This window comes from Cupriavidus sp. CuC1 (assembly GCF_044627735.1).
Taxonomy (GTDB): Bacteria; Pseudomonadota; Gammaproteobacteria; order Burkholderiales; family Burkholderiaceae; genus Cupriavidus; species Cupriavidus ulmosensis.
In genome coordinates this window covers 1-22,050 of record NZ_JBIUHC010000165.1, presented here as the reverse complement: position 1 = coordinate 22,050, position 22,050 = coordinate 1, and the positions used below count along the sequence as shown (strand labels likewise).

Below are 22,050 nucleotides of genomic sequence, written 5' to 3'. Positions count from 1 at the left end.
GCGCAGAAACAATGCTCAAACCAACCGAACCCAAGTCCCAATCGCTCCCAAGGAGAACTGCCATGACTACCACCCTCGCCATCAAGGACCTGTCGGTCACCGAAGAACTCGACACCCGCGCCATGCGCGCCGTGCGCGGCGGCTTCGTGCCCTTCCTGCCCGTCTTCAGCGCGGTCAAGATCGACTCGACCTTCAATGCCCAGCAGCTGATCGGCCAGACCCAGAATGTCGTCAACATGAACGGCAACAACGCCGCCTTCGTGTCCGACATCAAGTCCCGTGTCGACTCGACGCAGAACGCCAGCAACAACATCTATTGAGCCGCGGGCCACGCCCCACGCTGAATTCGCAAACTACTGAATACCCCGGAGAACTGCCATGACTACCACCCTCGCCATCAAGGACCTGTCGGTCACCGAAGAACTCGACGCTCGCGCCATGCGCGCCGTGCGCGGCGGCTTCGTGCCCTTCATGCCCGTCTTCAGCCTGACCAAGATCGACTCGACCTTCAACGCCTCGCAGCTGATCGGCCAGACCCAGAATGTCGTCAACATGAACGGCAACAACACGGCCTTTGCCGACGACATCAAATCCCACGTGAAGTCGACGCAGAACGCCAGCAACAACATCTATTGAATGGTCCCGGCACCCGCGCGAGGCGGCCCCGCCGCCTACGTTGCCAGCCGGTTCCAACCATTTCCAGTGATCAAGTGAAGTCTAGGAGAACCATCATGTCATCCATCATCGTGCGCGACCTCGCCCTGAACCAAGACCTCGACAGCAAGTCGCTAGCCGCGGTACGCGGCGGCGCCAATTCCTGGTTGCAAGGACTGGGCCCGGTGGCCAACGTCAATGTCAACGTCAACCAGAACATCGCCCAGTTGCAGAGCATCAACGTGAACACGCTCAACAACGTCGGCGTGATCGGCGCCGGCTTTGGGCCGCTGAGCATCGACGTCAACCCGTCGCAGTGGGCCGCCACCCACGCCGCGGTCTGAGCGAAATGCGCCCCGCTCCGTGGAAACCCAAGGGTTTCCACGGCTGTTACGCACGAGTTGGCACTGCCCCGGAGGTAAAACCCGTGGCCTATACTGATCTGGCTGGGCTTGCCGCATCGCGCGCACCCACCCGGCGAACCCCGGCCGCGCCGGCCTTCGCCACCCTGCAGGAGGAAGTCATGGCCGTCATCGTCATCAAGGATTTGCCGGACAGCGTGGATCTCGACAGAGAAGCCATGGTGGCAATCACAGGCGGCGCGAGAGCGCGCGCCGGTCATGCATGGACGTCGCGCAAGCTCGGGGGAGCCTTGCGCGTCATCAGCTATCCGGAGGGCTTTCCAGGCCAACCGCTGGCAGGCACGCAGGCGCGGCCGGCCGGGGACATCAAGCGCAAGTAAGCCGAATCAGAAGCGCAAGGCAGCGATATTCTGCCCTCCGCGCCCGTTGCCCTGTCGGTAACGGGCGTCAGTCTTTTTGGGCGCTTGGTTTTGGGGGAGCTTTGGCGGATAAGGTGGCGCGTTGCGCTCGATCCATTTGCGCGAAAGGAACCGCCGGTCGCCAGCCTACAGCGCCGCCAGCGGATGCTCGCCGTGCGCCCAGGGGCTATCGAAGAAGGCGCGCACGCGCTCGCGGGTCACCTCGTCGAGACGCGCGGGCTGCCACTTCGGCGCGTGGTCCTTGTCGACCGCCAGCGCGCGAATGCCTTCCACGCCATCGCCGTGGCGGAACACGTAGTACATCATGTCCAGCTCCATGCGCAGTTCGTCGTTCAGCGCCATGGTGCGGGCGCGGCGGATCTGCTCCAGCGTGACGTTGAGCATCAGCGGTGAACGGGCGCGCAGCATGGCGGCGGTCTGCGCGGCCCAGTCGGAGCCGGCGTCGCTCACCGCTGCCACGATCCCGGTCACCGAAGCACCGGCGAACAGGTGGTCGATCTCGTCCTGCAGCCTGGCCAGGTGGCTTTCGCCCGGCGGGCAGGCAGCACGGTGCGCCGCGGTGGCTTCGTCGATACAGGCCAGCACGGCATCGCCATCGGCAAACTGGCGCGCGCGCAGCACGTCCACCAGTTCGGCCATGGCGTTACCCGGCAGGTAGGCATCGGCCAGGCCCGCGTAGAGCGCATCGGCGGCATGGATCATGGCGCCGGTCAGGCCCAGGTACTCGCCCAGGCGGCCGGGCGTGCGCGACAGGAACCAGCCGCCGCCCACGTCCGGGAACAAGCCGATGTTGGTTTCGGGCATCGCCATCTTGGTCCGCTCGGTCACCAGGCGGCGGCGCGCGCCTTGCGAGATGCCCATGCCGCCTCCCATCACCACGCCGTCCATCAGCGCGATGTAAGGCTTGGCGTAGGTATGGATCAGGTGGTTGAGCGCGTATTCCTCGACGAAGAACTGGTCGAGCGCCGGATCGCCGGCGAGCGCGGCCTTGTGGAAGAAGCGGATGTCGCCACCGGCGCAGAAGGCTTTGCCGCCGGCGCCGGCGATGACCACGGCCACCACCTCGGGCGCCACCGCCCAGTCATTGAGCGCCGTGGTGATGGCGCGAATCATCTCGAGCGACAGCGCGTTGAGCGCCTGGGGCCGGTTCAGCGTCAGGTAGCCGATGCCACCCTGGATCTCGCTTGTGACCAAGTCAGTCATGTCTCTTTTCTCCGCGAATGCAACCCACAACTTTACACCAGCCAAGCTGCGGGCCGCTCCCCGGAGCGGCGTTGGCGGCGCCGCTTTCAGGCCACCCTTCAGGCCACCCGAAATGCGGACATCAGCCCGGTGAGCCGCTGCGCCTGGTCCTCCAGCGAAGCCGCTGCCGCGGCGGCCTGCTCCACCAGCGCGGCGTTCTGCTGGGTCATGCCGTCCATCTGCGCCACCGCCTGGTTGACCTGCTCGATGCCCCGCGACTGCTCATCGGACGCGGAGCTGATGCCGCCCATGATGCCGCTCACGCAGCGCACGGCGCCCACCATTTCCTGCATCACCTGCCCTGCCTGCTCGACCATCTCGCCACCGGCGCGCACGCGCGACACCGAGTCGCCGATCAGCGTGCGGATCTCCTTGGACGCGCCCGCGCAGCGCTGCGAGAGATCGCGCACATCGCCCGCGACTACCGCGAAGCCACGTCCGTGCTCGCCGGCCCGCGCGGCTTCCACCGCCGCGTTGAGGGCGAGGATATTGGTCTGGAACGCGATCTTCTCGATCACGTCGATAATGTCGACGATCTTGTTGGCGCTGGCGTCGATCGCCTGCATGGTGCTGGCCACGCGCGCCACCGCGTCGCTGCCACGCTCGGCCAGGCCGGTGGCGTTGCTGGCCAGGTCATTGGCCTCGCGCGCGCTGTCCGCATTCTGGCGCACCGTGCCCGTGAGTTCCTCCATGCTGGACGCCGTCTCCTCGAGCGATGCAGCCTGCTGCTCCGTGCGCTGCGAGAGATCGCTGTTGCCGCTGGCAATCTGCTTGCTGGCAGCGGCAATGGAGTCGGCCCCGCCACGCACGTCGGCCACCATCGCGGCGAGGCTTTCCTGCATGCGGCCGAGCATGGCAAGCATGCGGCCGGTTTCGCTGCGCTCGCCCTCGGCGCCGGAAGCGGAGGCGAAGGCGGCGCCATCCGCCTTCGCGCCAAGATCGCCGGCGGCGATACGCTCGAAGCGGGCAATGGCCACATCCAGCGGCCCCACGATGGAGCGGCGCAGGCGCCAGGCCACCACGGTGCTGAAGCACAGGCCGAACAGCAGCACGCCGATCGACAGCGAGCGCAGCGTGGTGTAGCGCTCCTGCGAGCCGTGATAGACCTCCTGCGCACCGGCGAGCTGCAGCTTGCTCAGTTCAGTGTTGACGGCCGTAAAGGCAATATCGAGCTTGGGAATGGTCTCCAGCACCGCGCGCATCACCGCCTCGCGGTCGCCTTGCTTGAGCGCCGCGATCATCGGCGACACGCCTTGCGTGAACAACGCCTCACGCTTGGCGGCTACGTCCGCGGCCGCGCGGGCTTCCTCCGCTGAACGCGGCAACGCCAGGTAGGCCTGCCAAGCGGCGTCGGACTGGCGCGCAAACCCCTGCGCGGTATCGGCGCGCGCACGGGCATCGGCGGGATCGGCGGCAAAGGTGGCCTGGTCGAGCAAGACGCGTACGAGCAACTGGTTGGAACGCGCCTCGGCCAGGTTGACCGCGGCGGCGAGTTGCTGCTGGTAGATCTGCCGCGTGGCGTCATTGCTGCGCGACATGCCAAGCCAGCCTACGGCCCCGACAATCAGCAACAATGCATTGGTGACGATAGTCAGAATCCACAATCTTGTGCCGATAGTAGTGTTGCGAAACATGAGGGCTCCCCGTTGGATTTAGTGCTGATGCGGCTGCGTTTTTGGCCGCCCCGCTATAACGGCGCCCCTCGCCGCGCCTTGACCCCGCGCATGCTGATATTCAGTCGTGCAAAATGGTCAGTAATGCGAATGTGCGCAGTAAGCATTCTGGGGTGCATCAGCGTGCGCATCTGGCAACGCCGCACGGGCGTATAGAGGATCGCCTCAAGACAAAACAGACAGAATCGGGCAACACTTTGCGCATGACACCGTCAACAATCGATCCCGGCCTGATCCTGCTGGCATTCGCGCCGGTCTTCCTGCTGACCATCGGCGCGGAGGCCTGGTACTGGGCGCGCCGCGACCCCGCCATCTACAGCCTGCGCGATACCGCATCCAACGCCGCGCTGGCGTTGATGCACCAGGCGTCGGATGCGTTCTTCCTGTGGCTGATGGTGCACACGGTCTACACGTGGAGCTACCAGCATGGCCTGAAGGCGATGCCGCAGACCGTCTGGTCGTTCCTGCTCCTTCTGCTCTTGCAGGATTTCCTTTATTACTGGTTTCATCGCGCCAGCCATCGCGTACGCTGGATGTGGGCTTCGCACGTCACCCATCATTCCTCGGAGGGCATGAATTTCTCGACGGCGTTCCGCCAGAGCCTCACGTATCCGCTCTCGGGCATGTGGCTGTTCTGGATTCCACTGGCGCTGATCGGTTTCACGCCCGACTGGGTGATCCTGGCAGTGGGGCTGAACCTGGCCTTCCAGTTTTTCGTGCACACCCGGTTGGGCGGACGCTGGCGCCGGCTCGAATGGCTGGCCAATACGCCCTCGGTCCACCGGGTGCACCATGCGCGCAACCCGCAGTACATCGACCGCAACTATGCGGGCGTGCTGACCGTCTGGGACCGCATGTTCGGCTCCTTCGTGCCCGAAGAGGCGCCGCCCGAATACGGCATAACGCGGCGCATCGCGAGCCATAACCCGATCACCCTCACCTTCCATGAATGGCGCGACATGTTCACGGACGCGTGGCGTCATCGCGACCTGCGCCATCTCTGGAAGCCGCCAGAGTGGCGTCATCCGCGCGATATGGCGGCCGGGGACGTGCCGCGGACCGCCACCGCGCTCGGGACGGATCGCAGCCAGGACGCCTGATGGCTTGATCGCTCGATTGCCAGAGGCGCCACGAAAGACAGGCAACAAAAAACCGCGCACAAGGCGCGGTTTTTTGTTGGCAAGGTTGCCTGAGGCGAAAACGCTTACACGGATTCGCGCGAAGCACGCTTACGCTCGTGCTCCTTCAGGTGACGCTTGCGCAGACGGATGCTCTTCGGCGTGATTTCCACCAGCTCGTCGTCGGAGATGAACTCCACGGCGTATTCCAGCGACATCTGGATCGGCGTGACCAGGCGCACGGCCTCGTCGGTACCCGAGGCGCGCACGTTGGTCAGCTGCTTGCCCTTGATCGGGTTCACGACCAGGTCGTTGTCGCGGCTGTGGATGCCGATGATCATGCCTTCGTACAGCGCATCGCCCGGCTTGACGAACATGCGGCCGCGATCCTGCAGCTTCCACAGTGCGTAGGCCACGGCATCGCCGTCGTCCTGCGAGATCAGCACGCCGTTGTGGCGCTCACCCAGGCCGCCTTCGCGCAGGGGCGCGTAGTCGTCGAAGATGTGGCTGATCAGGCCGGTGCCGCGCGTCAGCGTCAGGAACTCGCCCTGGAAGCCGATCAGGCCACGGGCCGGAACGCGGTACTCGAGGCGGGTGCGGCCCTTGCCGTCGGACGCCATGTCGAGCAGTTCGCCCTTGCGGCGGCCCAGCTCTTCCATCACGCTGCCCTGGTGGCCGTCTTCGACGTCCACGGTCAGCAGTTCGTACGGCTCATGCTTGACGCCGTCGATTTCCTTGAACACCACGCGCGGGCGCGACACGGCCAGCTCGTAGCCTTCGCGGCGCATGTTTTCCAGCAGGATGGTCAGGTGCAGCTCGCCGCGGCCCGACACTTCGAAGATAGTGTCGTCGCCGGTCTCGGCCACGCGCAGCGCCACGTTCGACTTCAGTTCGCGGTCCAGGCGTTCACGCAGCTGGCGGCTGGTCACGAACTTGCCTTCACGGCCGGCCAGCGGCGACGTGTTGACGCAGAAGTTCATGGTCAGCGTGGGCTCGTCGACCTTCAGCATCGGCAGCGCGTCCTGCGCGTCCGGTGCGCACACGGTGCAACCAATGCCGAGTTCTTCGATGCCGTTGATCAGCACGATGTCGCCGGCTTCGGCTTCTGCCACGATTTCGCGCTCCAGGCCCTGGAACTTCAGCACCTGGTTGATACGACCCTTGATGGGGTTGCCTTCCGGGCCGAACTTGACCACCACGTCTTGCAGCGAACGGGCGCGGCCACGCGAAATGCGGCCTACGCCGATCTTGCCGACATAGCTGTTGTAATCGAGCGAGATGATCTGCAGCTGCAGGGGGCCATCCGGGTTGTCGTCACGGACCGGCACCTTGGCCAGCACGGTCTCGAACAGCGGCTTCATGTCGCCTTCGCGCACGTCGTCGGTCAGGCCGGCGTAGCCGTTCAGGCCGGATGCGTAGATCACCGGGAAGTCGAGCTGCTCGTCGGTGGCGCCCAGCTTGTCGAACAGGTCGAACGTCTGGTTGATCACCCATTCCGGACGCGCGCCCGGACGGTCGACCTTGTTGATCACCACGATCGGCTTCAGGCCCAGCGCCAGCGCCTTGCGCGTGACGAAACGGGTCTGGGGCATCGGGCCTTCGACAGCGTCAACCAGCAGCAGCACGCCGTCGACCATCGACAGCACGCGCTCCACTTCACCGCCGAAGTCGGCGTGGCCAGGGGTATCGACGATATTGATGTGGGTGCCGTTGTATTCGACAGCACAGTTCTTCGCGAGGATGGTGATCCCGCGTTCCTTCTCAATGTCGTTCGAGTCCATCACGCGTTCGACCATTTGCTGGTTGTCGCGGAAGGTGCCTGCCTGGCGCAGGAGTTGGTCGACCAGAGTGGTCTTGCCATGATCGACGTGAGCGATGATGGCGATATTGCGGATGGCGCGGGTCATTGCAGCGTCTCGCTTTGGGGCTGAGCATCAAAAGATAACCCGAAATTGTAGCATGCTGCGGCGCAAAACCCGAGGACGACGTTGGGAAGCTTCCTAGGCCGTCCCGCCGCCACAAACCCAATTATTGCGATATCCGCAATAGCAAATTGCCGTCCTTGCGGTTCGGCGAACCTAAACATATAGTTGCCACGGCAAACATTGCAGCGACAAGCACCTAGCCGAGATGTCCGAGCAGATCCAGCCCATTTCCGACGAAGCCTTCCCCTTCGACCCGGCCGAATACCGTATGGGCGAAAGCATTGGCTATCTGATGGCACGCGCCAAGAACGTGCTGTCACACGGCGTGGAACAGGAAGTCGATGGCCTGGACATCACACACGCCCAGGCTACCTGCCTGATGATGCTGGCCGCCGGACGTGGCAGCACGGTGACCGACCTTGGCCGGGAGCTCAATTGCGATATGGGTTCGGTCACGCGCCTGCTCAGCCGCCTGGAAAAGCGTGGCCTGATCGAGCGCCAGCGCAGCGATGCCGACCGGCGCGTGGTCGACCTGTCGATCACGCCCGCCGGCCAGGTCCTCGTGGACCAGTTGCCCCAGATCTACTGCCGCGTGCTGAACCGGCATTTCCGCGGCTTCTCCGAGGCCGAACTGCAAACCTTCCGCTCGATGCTGCTCCGGATCATCGGCAACAACAGCGGGTAGCCGCCAGGCTTGCCGGCCAGTGACGCCAGCGGCACCACGATCTCTCCAATACAAGAACAAACACTAACGCCCTGTCGCAGGGCACCTAGATGAACCAAGCTCTCTCTTCTATTTCCGCCTTGTCGCCGCGCACGCGCGCAGCGGGCCGCCGGGCCGGCACGCTGGCGCTGACCGCGCTGGCGGCCGCGGTGCTGGCAGGCTGCGCCGCGTTTGGCAACTCGCACAGCACGCAGACCGTTACCGCGCCGGCCTCGCTCGCCAGCGCCCAGACCCTGCCCTCGCAGCATGGCCAATGGCCCTCGCTCGACTGGGTCGACCAGTTCAAGGACCCGCAACTGCGCGCCCTGGTCGATGAGGCGGTGAAGGACAGCCCCAACCTGCAAGCCGCTTTCGCGCGCGTGGAAGCCTCCCGTGCGATGGCCGACGCCACGCGCAGCGCGCTGTACCCGCACGTCGACTTTGAAGGCAGCCTGGTGCGCCAGCGCTTCTCGCAAACGGACCTGTTCGAAGGCACGCCACTGGCCGGCTCGTGGCAAAACCAGTCACGCCTGCAGGCTGGGCTTTCGTATGACTTCGACTTCTGGGGCAAGAACCGCAAGGCGCTGGAAGCCGCGCTGTCCGACGACCGCGCCGCCGAGGCCGAAAGCCAGGCCTCTCGCCTGATCCTGACCACGTCGGTCGCCCGCACCTATGCCCGGCTGGCCGCCGTGTACGCGCAACGCGACGTGGCCGAGCGCGCCATCGCCCAGCGCCGCGGCCTGAGCGACCTGTCGCGCGACCGGCTCAACGCCGGCCTGGACACCCAGGTCGAAACCACGCAGGCGCGCGGCACGGTGGCATCCGCACAGACCGACCTGCTGCGCGTGGATGAAGATATCCTGCTGGCGCGCAACCAGCTCGCCGCGCTGCTGGGCAAGGGCCCGGACCGCGGCCTGGCGATCCAGCGCCCGACCATCCTGGCGCAGAGCACGCCATTGCTGCCGGACAATCTCACCATCGATCTGCTGGGCCGCCGCCCGGACCTGGTTGCCGCGCGCTGGCGCGTGGAGGCCACCAGCAAGGATATCGAGGTGGCGCGCACGGAATTCCTGCCGGCCGTCACCTTGTCCGCCTTCGCCGGCGTTGCCTCGCTGGACCCGTCCAACCTGCTGATGGGCATCAGCCGGACCTTTGGCATCGGCCCGGCCATCAGCCTGCCGATCTTCGAGGGCGGCAAGCTGCGCGCCAACCTGAAGGGCAAGTACGCGCAATACGACCTCGCCGTGGCCAACTACAACCAGGCGCTGGTTGATGCGCTGCGCGAAACCGCCGACACGGTGGCCAGCATCCGCAGCGTGGACACGCAGATCACGGCCCAGCGCGAGGCGCTTGCTCTGGCCGAGCGCGCCTACTCGCTGTCCACCATCCGCTACAAGGCCGGGCTGGGCACCCAGCTCACGGTGCTCAATGCCGAAAGCAACGTGCTGCAGCAACGCCGCCTTGCCACCGACCTGCAGGCGCGCCGCCTGGACCTGCAAATGGGCCTGATGAAAGCGCTCGGCGGGGGTTACCAGGAACAAGCCGAAGGCGCTGGGACGGATGCGCAGAAGCCGGCAGAGGCACGCGGCTAAGCGGCTAAGCGGCCTCAAGAACAACGAGCAGTACCGACAGCATTCTTAAAAGACGATCATGAGCGATAACAAGCAAGCGGCCCAGACTCCCGCCTCCCCGGCGGCTCCCGTCAACAACAACGGCAAGCGCAAGCGCCTGCTGCTCTCGCTGACCGCCGCGGTAGTGGTGGCCGGCGTGGCCTACGGCATCTACTGGGGCCTGTACGCGCGCCACTTCGAAAGCACCGACGACGCGTATGTCGCGGGCAACGTGGTGCAGGTCACCCCGCTGGTCGGCGGCACCGTGATCTCGATCGGGGCCGACGACACGCAGCTGGTCACCGCGGGCCAGCCCCTGATCCAGCTCGACCGCGCCGATTCGCAGGTCGCCCTGGAGCAGGCCGAGGCGCAACTGGCGCAAGCCGTGCGTGAAGTGCGCACCCTCTACGTCAACAACGGCTCGCTGGCTGCCAACGTGGCCATGCGTGAGGCCGATGTGGCCAAGGCGCGTGAAGACCTCAAGCGCCGCGAGGCCATCGCCGGCTCCGGCGCGGTCTCGGGCGAAGAAATCTCCCACGCGCAGACCGCGCTCACGGCAGCGCAATCGGCACTGCTGGCCACGCGCGAGCAACTCGCATCGAACAAGGTGCTGACCGACCAGACCACCGTGGAGAAACACCCCAACGTGCAGCGCGCCGCCGCCAACCTGCGCGCCGCTTATCTCTCGTTCGCGCGCTCGACGCTGCCCGCGCCCGTGACCGGCTACGTGGCCAAGCGCTCGGTGCAGGTCGGCCAGCGCGTGGCCCCGGGCGCCCCGCTGATGGCCGTGGTGCCGCTGGACCAGGTGTGGATCGACGCCAACTTCAAGGAAGTGCAGATCACGCATATGCGCGTGGGCCAGCCGGTGACGCTGGAGGCCGACCTGTATGGCTCCAAGGTGACCTACAACGGCAAGGTGGAAGGCTTCTCGGCCGGCACCGGCTCGGCCTTCTCGCTGCTGCCGGCGCAGAACGCCACCGGCAACTGGATCAAGGTGGTGCAACGCCTGCCGGTGCGCATCGCGCTGGACCCGCAGCAACTCAAGGACCACCCGCTGCGGGTTGGCCTGTCGATGAACGTGACGGTGGACGTGCGCAAGGAAGAAGGCGCGGCCATGACCAACGCCACGGTCGCGCGCCCGATGCAGACCGACGTCTATGAGAAGGTCGCGCAGGACGCCGACGCGCTGATCGCCCGCGTCATCTCGCTGAACAACGGCGGCCGCCAGGCGGGCGAGCCCATGGCAGCGCCGGTATCGGCGCCTGTTGCGGCCAAGCCCGCCAACACCTGAACATGGCTACCTCCCTTCCCGCGCGCGACGGTGCCGCGCCTGGCGCCCCGGCGCCAGCGGCGCGTCCCGCCGCGCCCGCGCCGTTGTCGGGCGGAAAGCTGATCGTGGGCACCATCGCGCTGTCGCTGGCCACGTTCATGAACGTGCTCGACTCCTCGATCGCCAACGTATCGATCCCGGCCATCTCGGGCGACCTCGGTGTGGCGCCCAACCAGGGCACGTGGGTCATCACCTCGTTCGCGGTGGCCAATGCCATCTCGGTGCCGCTGACCGGTTGGATGACCACGCGCTTCGGGGCGGTGCGGCTGTTCATCACGTCGATCCTGCTGTTCGTGATCTCCTCGTGGCTGTGCGGCGTGGCACCTAACCTCGAAGTGCTGCTGGCTGCGCGCGTGCTGCAAGGCGCCGTGGCCGGGCCGATGATTCCGCTGTCGCAATCGCTGCTGCTGTCGAGCTATCCGCCACAGAAGAGCACCATGGCGCTCGCGCTATGGGGCATGACCACGCTGGTGGCGCCGATCATGGGGCCGCTGCTGGGCGGCTGGATCTCGGACAACATGACCTGGCCGTGGATCTTCTACATCAACATCCCGGTGGGCCTTGGCGCCGCCTATGCCACCTGGGCGATCTACCGCGACCGCGAGACGGCCATCAAGATCCTGCCGATCGACCGGATCGGGCTGGCGCTGCTGGTGATCTGGGTGGGTTCGATGCAACTGATGCTCGACAAGGGCAAGGAGTTGGACTGGTTCCACTCGACCTCCATCGTGGTGTTGACGGTGGTGGCCATTGTCGGCTTCCTGTTCTTCCTGATCTGGGAGAGCTACGAGAAGCATCCGATCGTCGATATCACCTTGTTCAAGGGACGTAACTTCAGCGCGGGGGTGGTGGCCATCTCGGTGGCCTACGGCCTGTTCTTCGGCAACCTGGTGATTCTTCCACTGTGGCTGCAAACCATCGTCGGCTATACCGCGACGGATGCCGGCATCGTGATGGCGCCGGTCGGGATCTTCGCCATCCTGCTGTCGCCGCTGATTGGCAAGAACCTGCCCAAGATGGATGCGCGCTGGGTCGCGACCATGGCCTTCGTCACCTTTGGCGTGGTCAGCCTGATGCGTTCGGGCTTCACCTTGCAGGTCGATACCCGCACGCTGATGATCCCGACTCTGATCCAGGGCGCGGCGATGGCGATGTTCTTCATCCCGCTAACCTCGATCATCCTGTCGGGCCAGCCGCCGGAGAAGATTCCGTCGGCCTCCGGGGTGTCCAACTTCGTGCGGATCACGTTCGGCGCAATCGGTGCGTCGATCTCGACCACCATCTGGGAAAACCGCACGGCGCTGCATCACGCGCAACTGGTGGAGCAGGTCAACCCGTACAACCCCACCTATATCGACCAGCTCAATCACCTGATGCAGATGGGCATGAGCCAGGCCCAGGCCAACGGCCAGATCGAGCGCAGCATTTCGCAGCAGGCGGCCATGCTGGGCGCCAACGATATCTTCTGGATCTCGGGCGTGCTGTTCTTCGTGCTGATCGTCTTTGTCTGGCTGACCAAGCCGAAGAAGGGAGGCGACCTGGACGCCTCCGCGGCCGGGGCGCACTAGCCGCACTAACCTCACCCCCTGCACCGTGAGGCCGAGGCCGATGCCGTCACAGGCATCGGCCTCGTGCTCTCTGGCCCTGCCCCCTCCCACGCCCCAGCCTCAGGCCGTCAGGATTTCCTGCACCACCAACTCTACGGACTGCGCACCATCGGCGACAGGCAGGCGCACATGCCGCCCCGCCGGCGCGCCGAGCAGCGCCATGCCGGCGGGCGACAGCACGCAGAGCTTTCCACGCCGGAAATCCGCCTCCTCCGGGTACACGATGCGCCAGACGAAATGCTCGCGATGGCGCGCCTCGATGCAGAGAAAAGGCGTGTTGAGCGTCACCACCTTGTGCGCACGGGTGCCGGGGGTATCGGGGGTACCGACCACGGCACGCTCGATGACGTCGCGGATGGACTTGCGCTGCGGCGCCGCCGTTTGTCGATCGGCGGCGAGCGCGCTCAGGCGCTCGATATCGCAAGGGGTAAGGAAAACCGTCTTTCGCATGCTGACTCCCGGTGTCAATGCGCGCGACGTGGTCACGCGCGTGACATTTGGCTTCGCTTCTAGAGGGATCTAGGGGGAGCGAGGTTCGGCCCGGTGCGCTGCGCTTCGACGCACCGTGTAGATGGGTCAGGCCGGGTACCGGGCGGCAGCGAGCGAGGCGGCTGTTGCCGCGCGAAGACGCAAAATGAGGATGGTCACGAGAACTTTGCCGTCAGGCCGCGCGCGCGGACACCGGGTGGGTCGAGGTGGCGCGGCCAATAATTGACATTTAAACAAATTTCCGCGACCAAGGGAAGCCATTACCTCCCCTGCGGGCAATTTCACCGTCAATCGCACCACTTAGCATGGCTTTCCTGTCCGATGCGGCTGCGTTAGCCACCTTAGCCACGTCAGAGCTTGACCAGCCGTTCGGGCCGCAAGGCGCCCTCACGCATGCGCGCCACGCCAAGCAATCGGCGCGGCTCGCCGCCATAGACACTGGCGAGTTCGTCTTCCGCCAGCGCCACTCCCGCCGGCAGGTCGCGTTGCGCGATGCGCTGACCTTGCAGGAAGCGGGCCATCGCGGCCTCGTCGAGCGTCACCGCTACGCAACGCTGCAGCAGCGCATCGACCGGCGCAAGCATGCCAGGGCGCTCATCGTCGGTGCGGTGCTCGATCTGCTCCAGCGTGACCGCGCCGTCCAGGCTCAGGTCTCCCACCGCCGTGCGGCGCAAGCCCGTCAGGTGCGCGCCACAACCGAGCGCCTCACCGATGTCCTCGGCCAGCGTGCGGATATAGGTGCCCTTGCTGCAGGTCACGCGCATGCTGAACGTGGGCGCCTGCGGCAGCCCGCAATCGAGCAGCGTGATTTCGCGGATGGTGACGCGGCGCGCGGCACGCTCCACCGTCTGGCCGGCACGCGCGTATTCGTACAGCGGACGCCCGTCCTTCTTCAGCGCGGAATGCATCGGCGGTACCTGCTCGATTTCGCCCGCGAAGCGCAGCATGGCCGCGCGCAGGGCATCGATATCGCAGGTTACCGGGCGCTCGGCGATCACCTCGCCTTCGGCGTCGCCGGTAGCGGTCTTGAGGCCCAGGCGCACGGCGGCCTCATAGGTCTTGTCGGCCTCGAGCAGGTCCTGGGAGAACTTGGTCGCCTCGCCAAAGCACAGCGGCAGCAAGCCGGTGGCCAGCGGGTCGAGCGTGCCGGTGTGTCCTGCCTTGAGCGCGCGCAGCATGCGCTTGGCACGCACCAGCGCATCGTTGGACGAGAGGCCGAGCGGCTTGTCGAGCAGCAGCACGCCATGCACCTCGCGGCGCGGTTGCCGGGGCGGGCGATTGGTTTTGGGATCGGTCATGACGGGGAGCTATGTGACGCCGGCAGAGCTTCGGGGCCGGGCGCGACAGACAGGGACAAAGGAGACACGAAGCAACAAGCGCCAACAAGAAAACGGCCCGTGGTGACGGGCCGTCTTTCAGTCTTCTTTTGCGCGCGTGGAGTTGGCTTCTTTGATCAGCTTGGACATCTCGATCGCTTGCTCCACCGAGGTATCGTGGAAGAAGCGCAACGTCGGCACGGTATGGATATGCAGCCGCTTGTAGAGCAGCGAATGCAGGTAACCGGACTTTTCGTTGAGGATGCCCTCCACTTCCGCGGCATCAGCCGCCAGGACGGTGAAGTACACCTTGGCGTGCGCGTAGTCGGGGGTCAGCGTGACCGACTGCAGTGTGACGAGCCCCAGGCGGGGATCGCGCAGCTCACGCTGGATCATCTCGGCCAGGTCGCGCTGGATCTGGTCGGAAATCCGGAGATTACGAGAGGAGATATTGCCTTTCTTGGCCATTCAATACGCTTGCTGTCGAGAAGGGCAGCGGCGGGCCAGTTGGCCCGCCGCCCGCAACACACTTTACAGCGTGCGCGCCACCTCGGTGATTTCATACACTTCGAGCTGGTCGCCTTCCTGAACGTCGTTGAAGTTCTTGATCGACAACCCGCACTCAAAGCCTTGCTTGACTTCCTTGACGTCATCCTTGAAGCGCTTGAGCGAATCGAGCTCGCCGGTATGGATGACCACGTTGTTGCGCAGCACCCGTACCAGGGCAGTACGCTTGACCAGCCCGTCGGTGACCATACAACCGGCCACCGCGCCAATCTTCGGCACGCGGAAGACCTGGCGCACTTCGACCGTACCCAGCGTGACTTCGCGCTTTTCCGGTGCCAGCATGCCCGACATTGCCGCCTTGATCTCGTCTACCGCATCGTAAATGATGTTGTAGTAGCGAATATCGATGCCGTTGTTCTCGGCCAGCTTGCGCGCGCCAGCATCGGCACGCACGTTGAAGCCGATGATGACCGCCTTCGAGGCCGTGGCCAGGTTGACGTCCGACTCCGAGATGCCGCCCACGCCGCCGTGCACGATCTGTACGCGCACTTCTTCGGTGGAGAGCTTCTGCAGCGATTGCACCAGCGCTTCCTGCGACCCCTGAACGTCGGCCTTGACGATCAACGGCAGCGTCTGCACTTCGCCTTCGCTCATCTGCTCCAGCATCGTTTCCAGCTTGGCCGCCTGCTGCTTGGCCAGCTTGACGTCGCGGTACTTGCCTTGGCGGAACAGCGCGATTTCGCGCGCCTTGCGCTCGTCCGGCAGCACCAGCACTTCTTCACCAGCCGCGGGCACTTCGGACAGGCCCTGGATCTCGACCGGAATCGAGGGACCTGCTTCCTTGGTCGGCTTGCCGGTTTCGTCCAGCATGGCACGCACGCGGCCATAAGCGCTGCCAGCCAGCACCACGTCGCCACGCTTGAGCGTGCCGCTGGTGACCAGGATGGTCGCGATCGGGCCCTTGCCCTTGTCCAGCTGGGCTTCCACCACCAGGCCCTTGGCCGGGGCGTCCACCGGTGCCTTCAGTTCCAGCACTTCGGCCTGCAGCAGCACTTGCTCGAGCAGGTCGTCGATGCCGGCGCCAGTCTTGGCGGACACCGGAACGAACGGCGAATCACCACCGTATTCTTCCGGCAGCACCTGCTCGGCCACCAGTTCCTGCTTGACGCGGTCCGGGTTGGCTTCGGGCTTGTCGATCTTGTTGATCGCGACCACGATGGGCACGCCCGCCGCCTTGGCGTGGGCAATGGCTTCCTTCGTCTGCGGCATCACGCCGTCGTCGGCCGCGACCACCAGGATCACGATGTCGGTTGCCTTGGCACCGCGAGCACGCATGGCCGTGAAGGCCTCGTGACCCGGGGTGTCCAGGAAGGTGATCACGCCGCGCTCGGTTTCCACATGGTAGGCACCGATGTGCTGCGTAATACCGCCGGCTTCGCCTGCCGCAACCTTGGCACGACGGATGTAGTCCAGCAGCGAGGTCTTGCCGTGGTCGACGTGACCCATCACGGTCACCACCGGCGGACGCGGCAGCTGCTCGGCGTCGGTGTGGTCTTCACCACCCACCACCAGCAGCGCTTCCGGATCGTCCAGCTTGGCGGCAAACGCCTTGTGGCCCATTTCTTCCACCACGATCATGGCGGTTTCCTGGTCCAGCACCTGGTTGATGGTCACCATCTGACCGAGCTTCATCATCTGCTTGATGACCTCGGAAGCCTTGACGGCCATCTTGTGCGCCAGGTCGGCCACCGAAATGGTCTCGGGGATGTGCACTTCGCGCACCACCGGTTCCGTCGGCGCCTGGAAATTCGTGCCGCGATCGTCTTGCTGATGACGGTTGCCACGGCCGCGCGGACCGCCGCGCCAGCCGCCAACGCCACCCGACGAATCGCCGCGGGTCTTCAGGCCGCTGCCCTTCTTCTTCGAGCCTTCGTCCTGCCAGGTCGAGGAGGTACCAGCCTTCACGACCTTGCCGGTCTTCTTGTCGACGGTGGTGGTAGCGGTGGCGGTGGTCGTTGCGGGCTTCTTCTCTTCTTTCTTGACTTCAGTGCCAGGCGGCTTGACCGGCTTGTGCAACGTACCGGTCTGCTCGGCCTTCTTTTCTTCAGCCTTGCGCTCCGAGGGCGCCTTGAGCACGCGTGCCGGCGCATTCAGCATCTGCTGAATGGCACGGGCTTCGGCTTCGGCGGCCTCGCGGCGCTTGCGCGCTGCGTCTTGCTCGGCACGCGCCTTGTCGGCAGCCTGCTTGGCATCGTCGGCGGCCTTCTGCGCGGCAGCGCGTTCGGCGGCCAGGCGAGCCTTTTCGTCTTCGGCCTTCTTGCGCGAATCGTCGTCTTCCGGCGCCTTGGCCGTAGCGGCGGCGCGCAGGGCAGCAGCTTCCTCTTCCGCCTTGCGGGCGGCGAGCTCAGCCTGGCGGCGTTCTTCGGCCTCCAGCGCTTCTTGCTTGGCGCGACGCTCGGCTTCCTCGCGTTCGGCCGCTTCCTGGCGTGCCTTGGACTCGGCTTCCTGGCGTGCCAGCAACTCGGCCTGCTGACGATCTTCCTCGTCCTGGCGTACCTGCTCGGCCGCATCGACCGGCAGCTCGACCACTTCGTGGCCATCGGCACCATCGGCGGAAGCCTCGTCGCGCTTGATCAGGACGCGCTTCTTGCGCACCTCGACCTGCACCGTGCGAGTCTTGCCGGTGGAATCGGCCTGGCGGATCTCGGAGGTCTCACGCTTGGTCAACGTGATCTTCTTGCGCGCGCTGTCATCGGCCGCCCCGTGGGAACGCTTGAGGTAATCCAGCAACTTGGTCTTGTCGGATTCGGTGATGATGTCGTCAGGCGTCACCTTGCCCACCCCAGCTGCCTGCAATTGTTCCAGCAGGGCAGCTGCGCTGCGGCTCAGTTCTGCGGCCAGTTGGGCAACTGTTGTGCTTGCCATTCAAACCCTTTCAATGCTCGGTTTATACGTCGGGACAATTGTGTGCGGAATGCGCGCTCAAGCAGCCTGGAAAAGCACCACGTGAGCGTGTCCCTCAGTTAAACCAATGTTCCCGTGCTTTCATGATCAGCGCGCGGGCATCATCCTCGCCAAGACCAACCATGTCGACGAGTTCGTCGACGGCCAATTCGGCCAGTTCGTCACGCGTGTGGATATTGCCTTCGGCCAGCTTGCCGATCAGTTCCGGGGTCAGGCCGTCGAGCGAGCGCAGATCCTGCGACACCTCTTCCACCTTTTCTTCCCGGGCCAGTTCCATCGTCAAGAGCGCATCGCGGGCGCGGTTGCGCAGCTCGTTGACGGTATCTTCATCGAAGGCGTCGATTTCCAACATCTCGCTGATGGGCACATAGGCCACTTCTTCCAGCGTGGAGAAACCTTCGTCGATCAAGATGTCAGCCACTTCTTCGTCCACGTCCAGTTTGGCCATGAACAACTTGCGCACCACGTCGCTTTCCTCGGCTTGCTTCTGTGCCGATTCTTCCTGCGTCATGATGTTGATCTGCCAGCCGGTCAGCTCGGACGCCAGGCGTACGTTCTGACCACTGCGGCCGATGGCGACGGCGAGGTTTTCCTCGTCGACCACCACGTCCATGCTGTGCTTTTCTTCGTCTACCACGATCGACTGTACCTGTGCGGGCGCCAGGGCGCCAATCACAAACTGGGCCGGATCTTCCGACCACAGCACGATGTCGACCGCCTCGCCGCCGATCTCGTTACGGACCGCGGTCACCCGCGTGCCGCGCACGCCGACGCAGGTACCGATCGGATCGATACGCTTGTCATGCGCCACTACGGCGATCTTGGCGCGCACGCCGGGGTCGCGAGCGGCTGCCTTGATTTCCAGCAGGCCCTGCTCCATCTCCGGCACTTCGTTCTCGAACAGCTTGATCAGGAACTCGGGCGCGGTGCGCGAGAGCTCGATCTGCGGGCCGCGTGCGGTGCGATCCACATTCAGGATATATGCGCGGACACGATCGCCAGTGCGCAGATTCTCCTTGGGGATGATCTGGTCGCGGGCCAGCAGCGCTTCCACGCGGCCGGACTCGACGATCAGGCCCTTCTTGTCGGCGCGCTTGACCGTGCCGGTCATGACCTTCTCGCCACGATCAAGGTAATCGTTGAGGATCTGCTCGCGCTCGGCGTCACGGATCTTCTGCAGGATCACCTGCTTGGCGGCTTGCGCACCGATACGGCCGAACTCGACCGACTCGATCTGCTCTTCGACAAATTCATCCAGCTGGATGTCCGGATCCTGCTCGCGCGCCTCGAACATGAGGATTTGCTTGTCCGGCTCCTGCAGGCCCTGTTCATCGGGGACTACAAGCCAGCGGCGGAACGTCTCGTGCTCACCGGACTCACGATCGATGGCGACGCGAATATCCACGTCTTCCTCGAAACGCTTCTTGGTTGCCGAAGCGAGTGCCGCTTCCAGCGCACCGAATACCACATCCTTGTCGACGTTCTTCTCACGCGCAAGCGCATCGACGAGCAACAGAACTTCGCGGCTCATTGCTTGTTCCCTTTTTTCTGATTTCCTTTGAAGTCGATCACCGGCACCAGGCGTGCGCGATCAACATCGGATATGGTGAATTCCAGCAGCGCCGTGCCGTTCTGGCCTTCGAACTCGAGGCCAATCTGCTCTGCCCCCGGCTCACCGGTAGGCGCCTGCAGGATGCCGACGAAATTCTTCTGGCCATTGACCGGAAGGCGCAAGGTAACCCTGGCTTCCTGGCCCGCGAAGCGGACGAAGTCAGCCAGTTTCTTGAGCGGCCGGTCCAGCCCCGGCGAGGACACTTCGAGGCGCTCATAGTCGATGTTCTCGACGGTGAGCACGTGGGTAAGCTGACGGCTTACCTTCTCGCAATCCTCAATGACGATGCCGGTTTCAGGCTGATCGATGTAGACGCGCATGAGTCCGCCTGGAGCGCGCTCGAGCTCAACCAGCTCGTACCCCATGCCGTTCAGGGTGGTTTCGATCAAATCTGCCAGATGCACTGTATTCCCGAATAATGGCCATCAATACCGTGGCAGACCCAGCCCATCGGCACGGCCGTCTTGGTTGACGGCTTCAGCCAGCTTGCCTGCCAGTCATCCCGACCGGCGCGCCGTGAAACACGGCAAGCACACGAAACGAGCGAAGCAAAAAAAAATGGGCGCAATGCCCATCATTTGCCCACCCTTTTGCAGGATGACTTTTGAATAGACTTTGATTATACGCTGTCGCGGTGCAAAAGGCAAAGGCACCGGGCTTTGGCCAGACAGGGGATGCGGCCTGTGCCGCCCTTTTCCCTGCCAAGCCTGCCCATGGCGCCCCGCCTCGCATCGCTCAACGATTGCCGTCGCGGCCACCGCCACGAGGACGGCGGTTGCCGTTGGGCTTTCCGCCCTGCGGCATCACATTCCCATTGGCTTCGCCACCACCGCGACGCTGGGAACGGTTCTGCCCGCCCCCCATGCCGCCGCCCATGCCGCCCATGCCGCCGCCCATGCCGCCCATGCCACCCATTCCGGCGCCGCGGCCGCCACTGCGGCCACCGCGACCCGGGCCGCCCGGACCGCGGGGGGAACCCGCCGCGCCGCCGCCCAGCTTCGTGGTATGCGACGTCAGCAGGGTCGGGCCACCGATGTAACCCATCGAGGTTTGCATCGGATCCGGCTGGCCGCGGCCAGCGCCACTGCCGCGCGGGCCGTTGCTGCGATTGACGCGCGGCAGGCCGTCCATGCCGGTCGGCATCGGCATGCCGGCAATGGCTGCCTCGGTGCGCTGTTGGCGGCCACCCACCTTGCTGCCGCCCCTGGGACCGCTATCGCCCTTGGACGGCGCCTTCAGGCCGATGGATGCCATCAGCGCACGCACGTCGTCCGCCGCGAGTTCTTGCCAGCGGCCGCGCTTCAAGCCGCGCGGCAGCAGGAACTGGCCGTAACGGGTACGGATCAGGCGCGACACGGTCAGGCCGACAGCCTCGAACATGCGGCGCACTTCGCGGTTGCGGCCTTCAGTCAGCGCCACGTGGTACCAGTGGTTGATGCCTTCGCCGCCACCGTCCGCAATGCGCAGGAAATTGGCCTCGCCATCGTCGAGCTTGATGCCGTGCAGCAGGCGCTGGCGATCGGCCTCGGCCAGCTCGCCCAGCGTACGCACCGCATACTCGCGCTCCACGCCGTAGCGCGGATGCATGAACTTGTTGGCGATATCGCCCGACGAGGTAAAGATCAGCAAGCCCTCGGTATTGAAGTCGAGGCGGCCCACGGCCACCCACTTCCCTGCCTTGATGCGCGGCAGGCTGTCGAACACGGTCGGACGGCCTTCCGGATCCGACTGGCTGACGATCTCGCCGGACGGCTTGTGATAAAGCAACACGCGCGGTGGCTTGGACGACACACGGCGGTGGATCAGCTTGCCGTTCACCCGGACCTGGTCGGCCGGCAGGATGCGCTGGCCGATATGGGCAGGCAGGCCATTGACCGAAACCCGGCCCTGCAGGATCAGCTCTTCCATTTCCCGGCGCGAACCCAGCCCGCCCTCGGCGAGCACCTTGTGCAGCTTGGGCGCGTCGTCGTCTGCCGACAGCTCGCGCACCGGCTTGACCCGGGCATGCGGGCCGCTCGACTCTTCCTGGTCGTACTGACCGGAAATGACAAAGCGGAACAGGTCTTCACCGCTCGCGGCGGCGGGCGCCTTCTCGGGCACACCCGCGGCCGGGCGCTGCGCGCCACCCTTGCCCTTGTTTGCCTTGCCCTGCTGGCGCGGGCCGCCTTGCTGCCCCTCGGCGCCACTGCGGCGGGCCACGCCTTGCGGCTGCTGGCCTTGCTGCGGCTTGCGCTTGCGGGCGCCATTGCCGTTAGGGTTGGCACGCGCGCCATCGCGCTGGCGCTCGCCCGCGGCTTCGCCGCCAGCTTCGCTCACGCCTTCGGCATTGTCGGCGCCAAAGGTGCGGCGAGCGCCTCGCGGCGCCGGGCGTTCGCCCTGCTGCTCGCCGGCCTGCACGCTCTCGCCTTCGGCCGGCTTGCGCTTGCCACGGGTACGTCCTTTCCTTGCGCCGTCGCCACGCCCGGCCTGCGCATCGCCCGCGTCGGGGCCGCCCGCAGGGGCTGCCGTGTCGCCGTCCG

Annotated in this window: 19 protein-coding genes; 9 read left to right on the top strand and 10 right to left on the bottom strand. The window is 65.2% G+C overall.

Features of this window, described 5'->3' with window-relative positions:
• Positions 1-62: 62 nt before the first annotated feature.
• The 4 genes from ACGLHR_RS42350 to ACGLHR_RS42335 all read left to right on the top strand — a co-directional run bounded on the left by ACGLHR_RS42350 (position 63) and on the right by ACGLHR_RS42335 (position 1,396).
• Positions 63-320 (top strand): hypothetical protein, encoded by a 258-nt coding sequence (locus tag ACGLHR_RS42350; RefSeq protein ID WP_400101866.1) that lies wholly within the window; start codon positions 63-65, stop codon positions 318-320.
• A gap of 58 nt (positions 321-378) precedes the next feature.
• Positions 379-636 (top strand): hypothetical protein, encoded by a 258-nt coding sequence (locus tag ACGLHR_RS42345; RefSeq protein ID WP_267603550.1) that lies wholly within the window; start codon positions 379-381, stop codon positions 634-636.
• A gap of 95 nt (positions 637-731) precedes the next feature.
• Positions 732-998, top strand: a complete 267-nt coding sequence (locus tag ACGLHR_RS42340) for a hypothetical protein (RefSeq protein WP_267603556.1) — start codon at positions 732-734, stop codon at positions 996-998.
• 179 nt (positions 999-1,177) lie between these two features.
• On the top strand, positions 1,178-1,396 hold the full coding sequence (locus ACGLHR_RS42335) for a hypothetical protein (RefSeq protein ID WP_267603557.1): 219 nt from the start codon (positions 1,178-1,180) through the stop codon (positions 1,394-1,396).
• Positions 1,397-1,561: 165 nt separating this feature from the next.
• Here the strand turns inward: ACGLHR_RS42335 and ACGLHR_RS42330 are convergent, their stop codons facing one another.
• Positions 1,562-2,638, bottom strand: coding sequence for an enoyl-CoA hydratase/isomerase family protein (locus ACGLHR_RS42330; protein ID WP_400101864.1), 1,077 nt, complete (start codon positions 2,636-2,638; stop codon positions 1,562-1,564).
• Between the two features lie 98 nt (positions 2,639-2,736).
• Positions 2,737-4,311, bottom strand: coding sequence for a methyl-accepting chemotaxis protein (locus ACGLHR_RS42325; protein ID WP_400101862.1), 1,575 nt, complete (start codon positions 4,309-4,311; stop codon positions 2,737-2,739).
• 242 nt (positions 4,312-4,553) lie between these two features.
• Between ACGLHR_RS42325 and ACGLHR_RS42320 the strand changes: the two genes are divergently transcribed.
• The gene (locus tag ACGLHR_RS42320; RefSeq protein ID WP_400101860.1) at positions 4,554-5,450 is read left to right on the top strand and encodes a sterol desaturase family protein; all 897 of its coding nucleotides are present in this window, start codon (positions 4,554-4,556) and stop codon (positions 5,448-5,450) included.
• A 104-nt stretch (positions 5,451-5,554) separates the two neighbouring features.
• Here ACGLHR_RS42320 and typA read toward each other — a convergent pair whose 3' ends face one another.
• Positions 5,555-7,375 (bottom strand): translational GTPase TypA, encoded by a 1,821-nt coding sequence (typA, locus tag ACGLHR_RS42315; protein ID WP_174428207.1) that lies wholly within the window; start codon positions 7,373-7,375, stop codon positions 5,555-5,557.
• A gap of 223 nt (positions 7,376-7,598) precedes the next feature.
• On the opposite strand from typA, the gene ACGLHR_RS42310 reads away from it, so the two are divergent.
• The 4 genes from ACGLHR_RS42310 (at position 7,599) to ACGLHR_RS42295 (ending at position 12,604) form a co-directional block, all read left to right on the top strand.
• Positions 7,599-8,078, top strand: a complete 480-nt coding sequence (locus tag ACGLHR_RS42310) for a MarR family winged helix-turn-helix transcriptional regulator (protein WP_400101858.1) — start codon at positions 7,599-7,601, stop codon at positions 8,076-8,078.
• A gap of 89 nt (positions 8,079-8,167) precedes the next feature.
• The gene (locus ACGLHR_RS42305; protein WP_267603561.1) at positions 8,168-9,688 is read left to right on the top strand and encodes an efflux transporter outer membrane subunit; all 1,521 of its coding nucleotides are present in this window, start codon (positions 8,168-8,170) and stop codon (positions 9,686-9,688) included.
• Between the two features lie 58 nt (positions 9,689-9,746).
• A complete protein-coding gene (locus ACGLHR_RS42300) occupies positions 9,747-10,997 on the top strand; it encodes an HlyD family efflux transporter periplasmic adaptor subunit (RefSeq protein ID WP_267603562.1) in 1,251 nt (416 codons plus the stop codon).
• 2 nt (positions 10,998-10,999) lie between these two features.
• Positions 11,000-12,604, top strand: a complete 1,605-nt coding sequence (locus ACGLHR_RS42295; RefSeq protein ID WP_400101856.1) for a DHA2 family efflux MFS transporter permease subunit — start codon at positions 11,000-11,002, stop codon at positions 12,602-12,604.
• Between the two features lie 99 nt (positions 12,605-12,703).
• On the opposite strand, the gene ACGLHR_RS42290 is transcribed toward ACGLHR_RS42295, so the two are convergent.
• The 7 genes from ACGLHR_RS42290 to rluB all read right to left on the bottom strand — a co-directional run.
• On the bottom strand, positions 12,704-13,093 hold the full coding sequence (locus ACGLHR_RS42290) for a GreA/GreB family elongation factor (protein ID WP_400101855.1): 390 nt from the start codon (positions 13,091-13,093) through the stop codon (positions 12,704-12,706).
• 389 nt (positions 13,094-13,482) lie between these two features.
• Positions 13,483-14,430: a tRNA pseudouridine(55) synthase TruB gene (gene truB, locus ACGLHR_RS42285; protein WP_400101853.1), complete on the bottom strand. Its 948-nt coding sequence runs from the start codon at positions 14,428-14,430 to the stop codon at positions 13,483-13,485.
• A gap of 117 nt (positions 14,431-14,547) precedes the next feature.
• Positions 14,548-14,916, bottom strand: a complete 369-nt coding sequence (rbfA, locus tag ACGLHR_RS42280) for a 30S ribosome-binding factor RbfA (RefSeq protein ID WP_006162086.1) — start codon at positions 14,914-14,916, stop codon at positions 14,548-14,550.
• Positions 14,917-14,979: 63 nt separating this feature from the next.
• On the bottom strand, positions 14,980-17,880 hold the full coding sequence (gene infB / locus ACGLHR_RS42275; RefSeq protein ID WP_267603565.1) for a translation initiation factor IF-2: 2,901 nt from the start codon (positions 17,878-17,880) through the stop codon (positions 14,980-14,982).
• A gap of 94 nt (positions 17,881-17,974) precedes the next feature.
• Positions 17,975-19,450: a transcription termination factor NusA gene (nusA, locus tag ACGLHR_RS42270; protein ID WP_043347317.1), complete on the bottom strand. Its 1,476-nt coding sequence runs from the start codon at positions 19,448-19,450 to the stop codon at positions 17,975-17,977.
• Positions 19,447-19,935: a ribosome maturation factor RimP gene (gene rimP / locus ACGLHR_RS42265; RefSeq protein ID WP_400101850.1), complete on the bottom strand. Its 489-nt coding sequence runs from the start codon at positions 19,933-19,935 to the stop codon at positions 19,447-19,449. The genes nusA and rimP overlap by 4 nt, the downstream gene beginning before the upstream one ends.
• Before the next feature lie 331 nt (positions 19,936-20,266).
• A partial coding sequence (gene rluB / locus ACGLHR_RS42260; protein WP_400101848.1) for a 23S rRNA pseudouridine(2605) synthase RluB occupies positions 20,267-22,050 on the bottom strand: 1,784 nt, incomplete at its 5' end.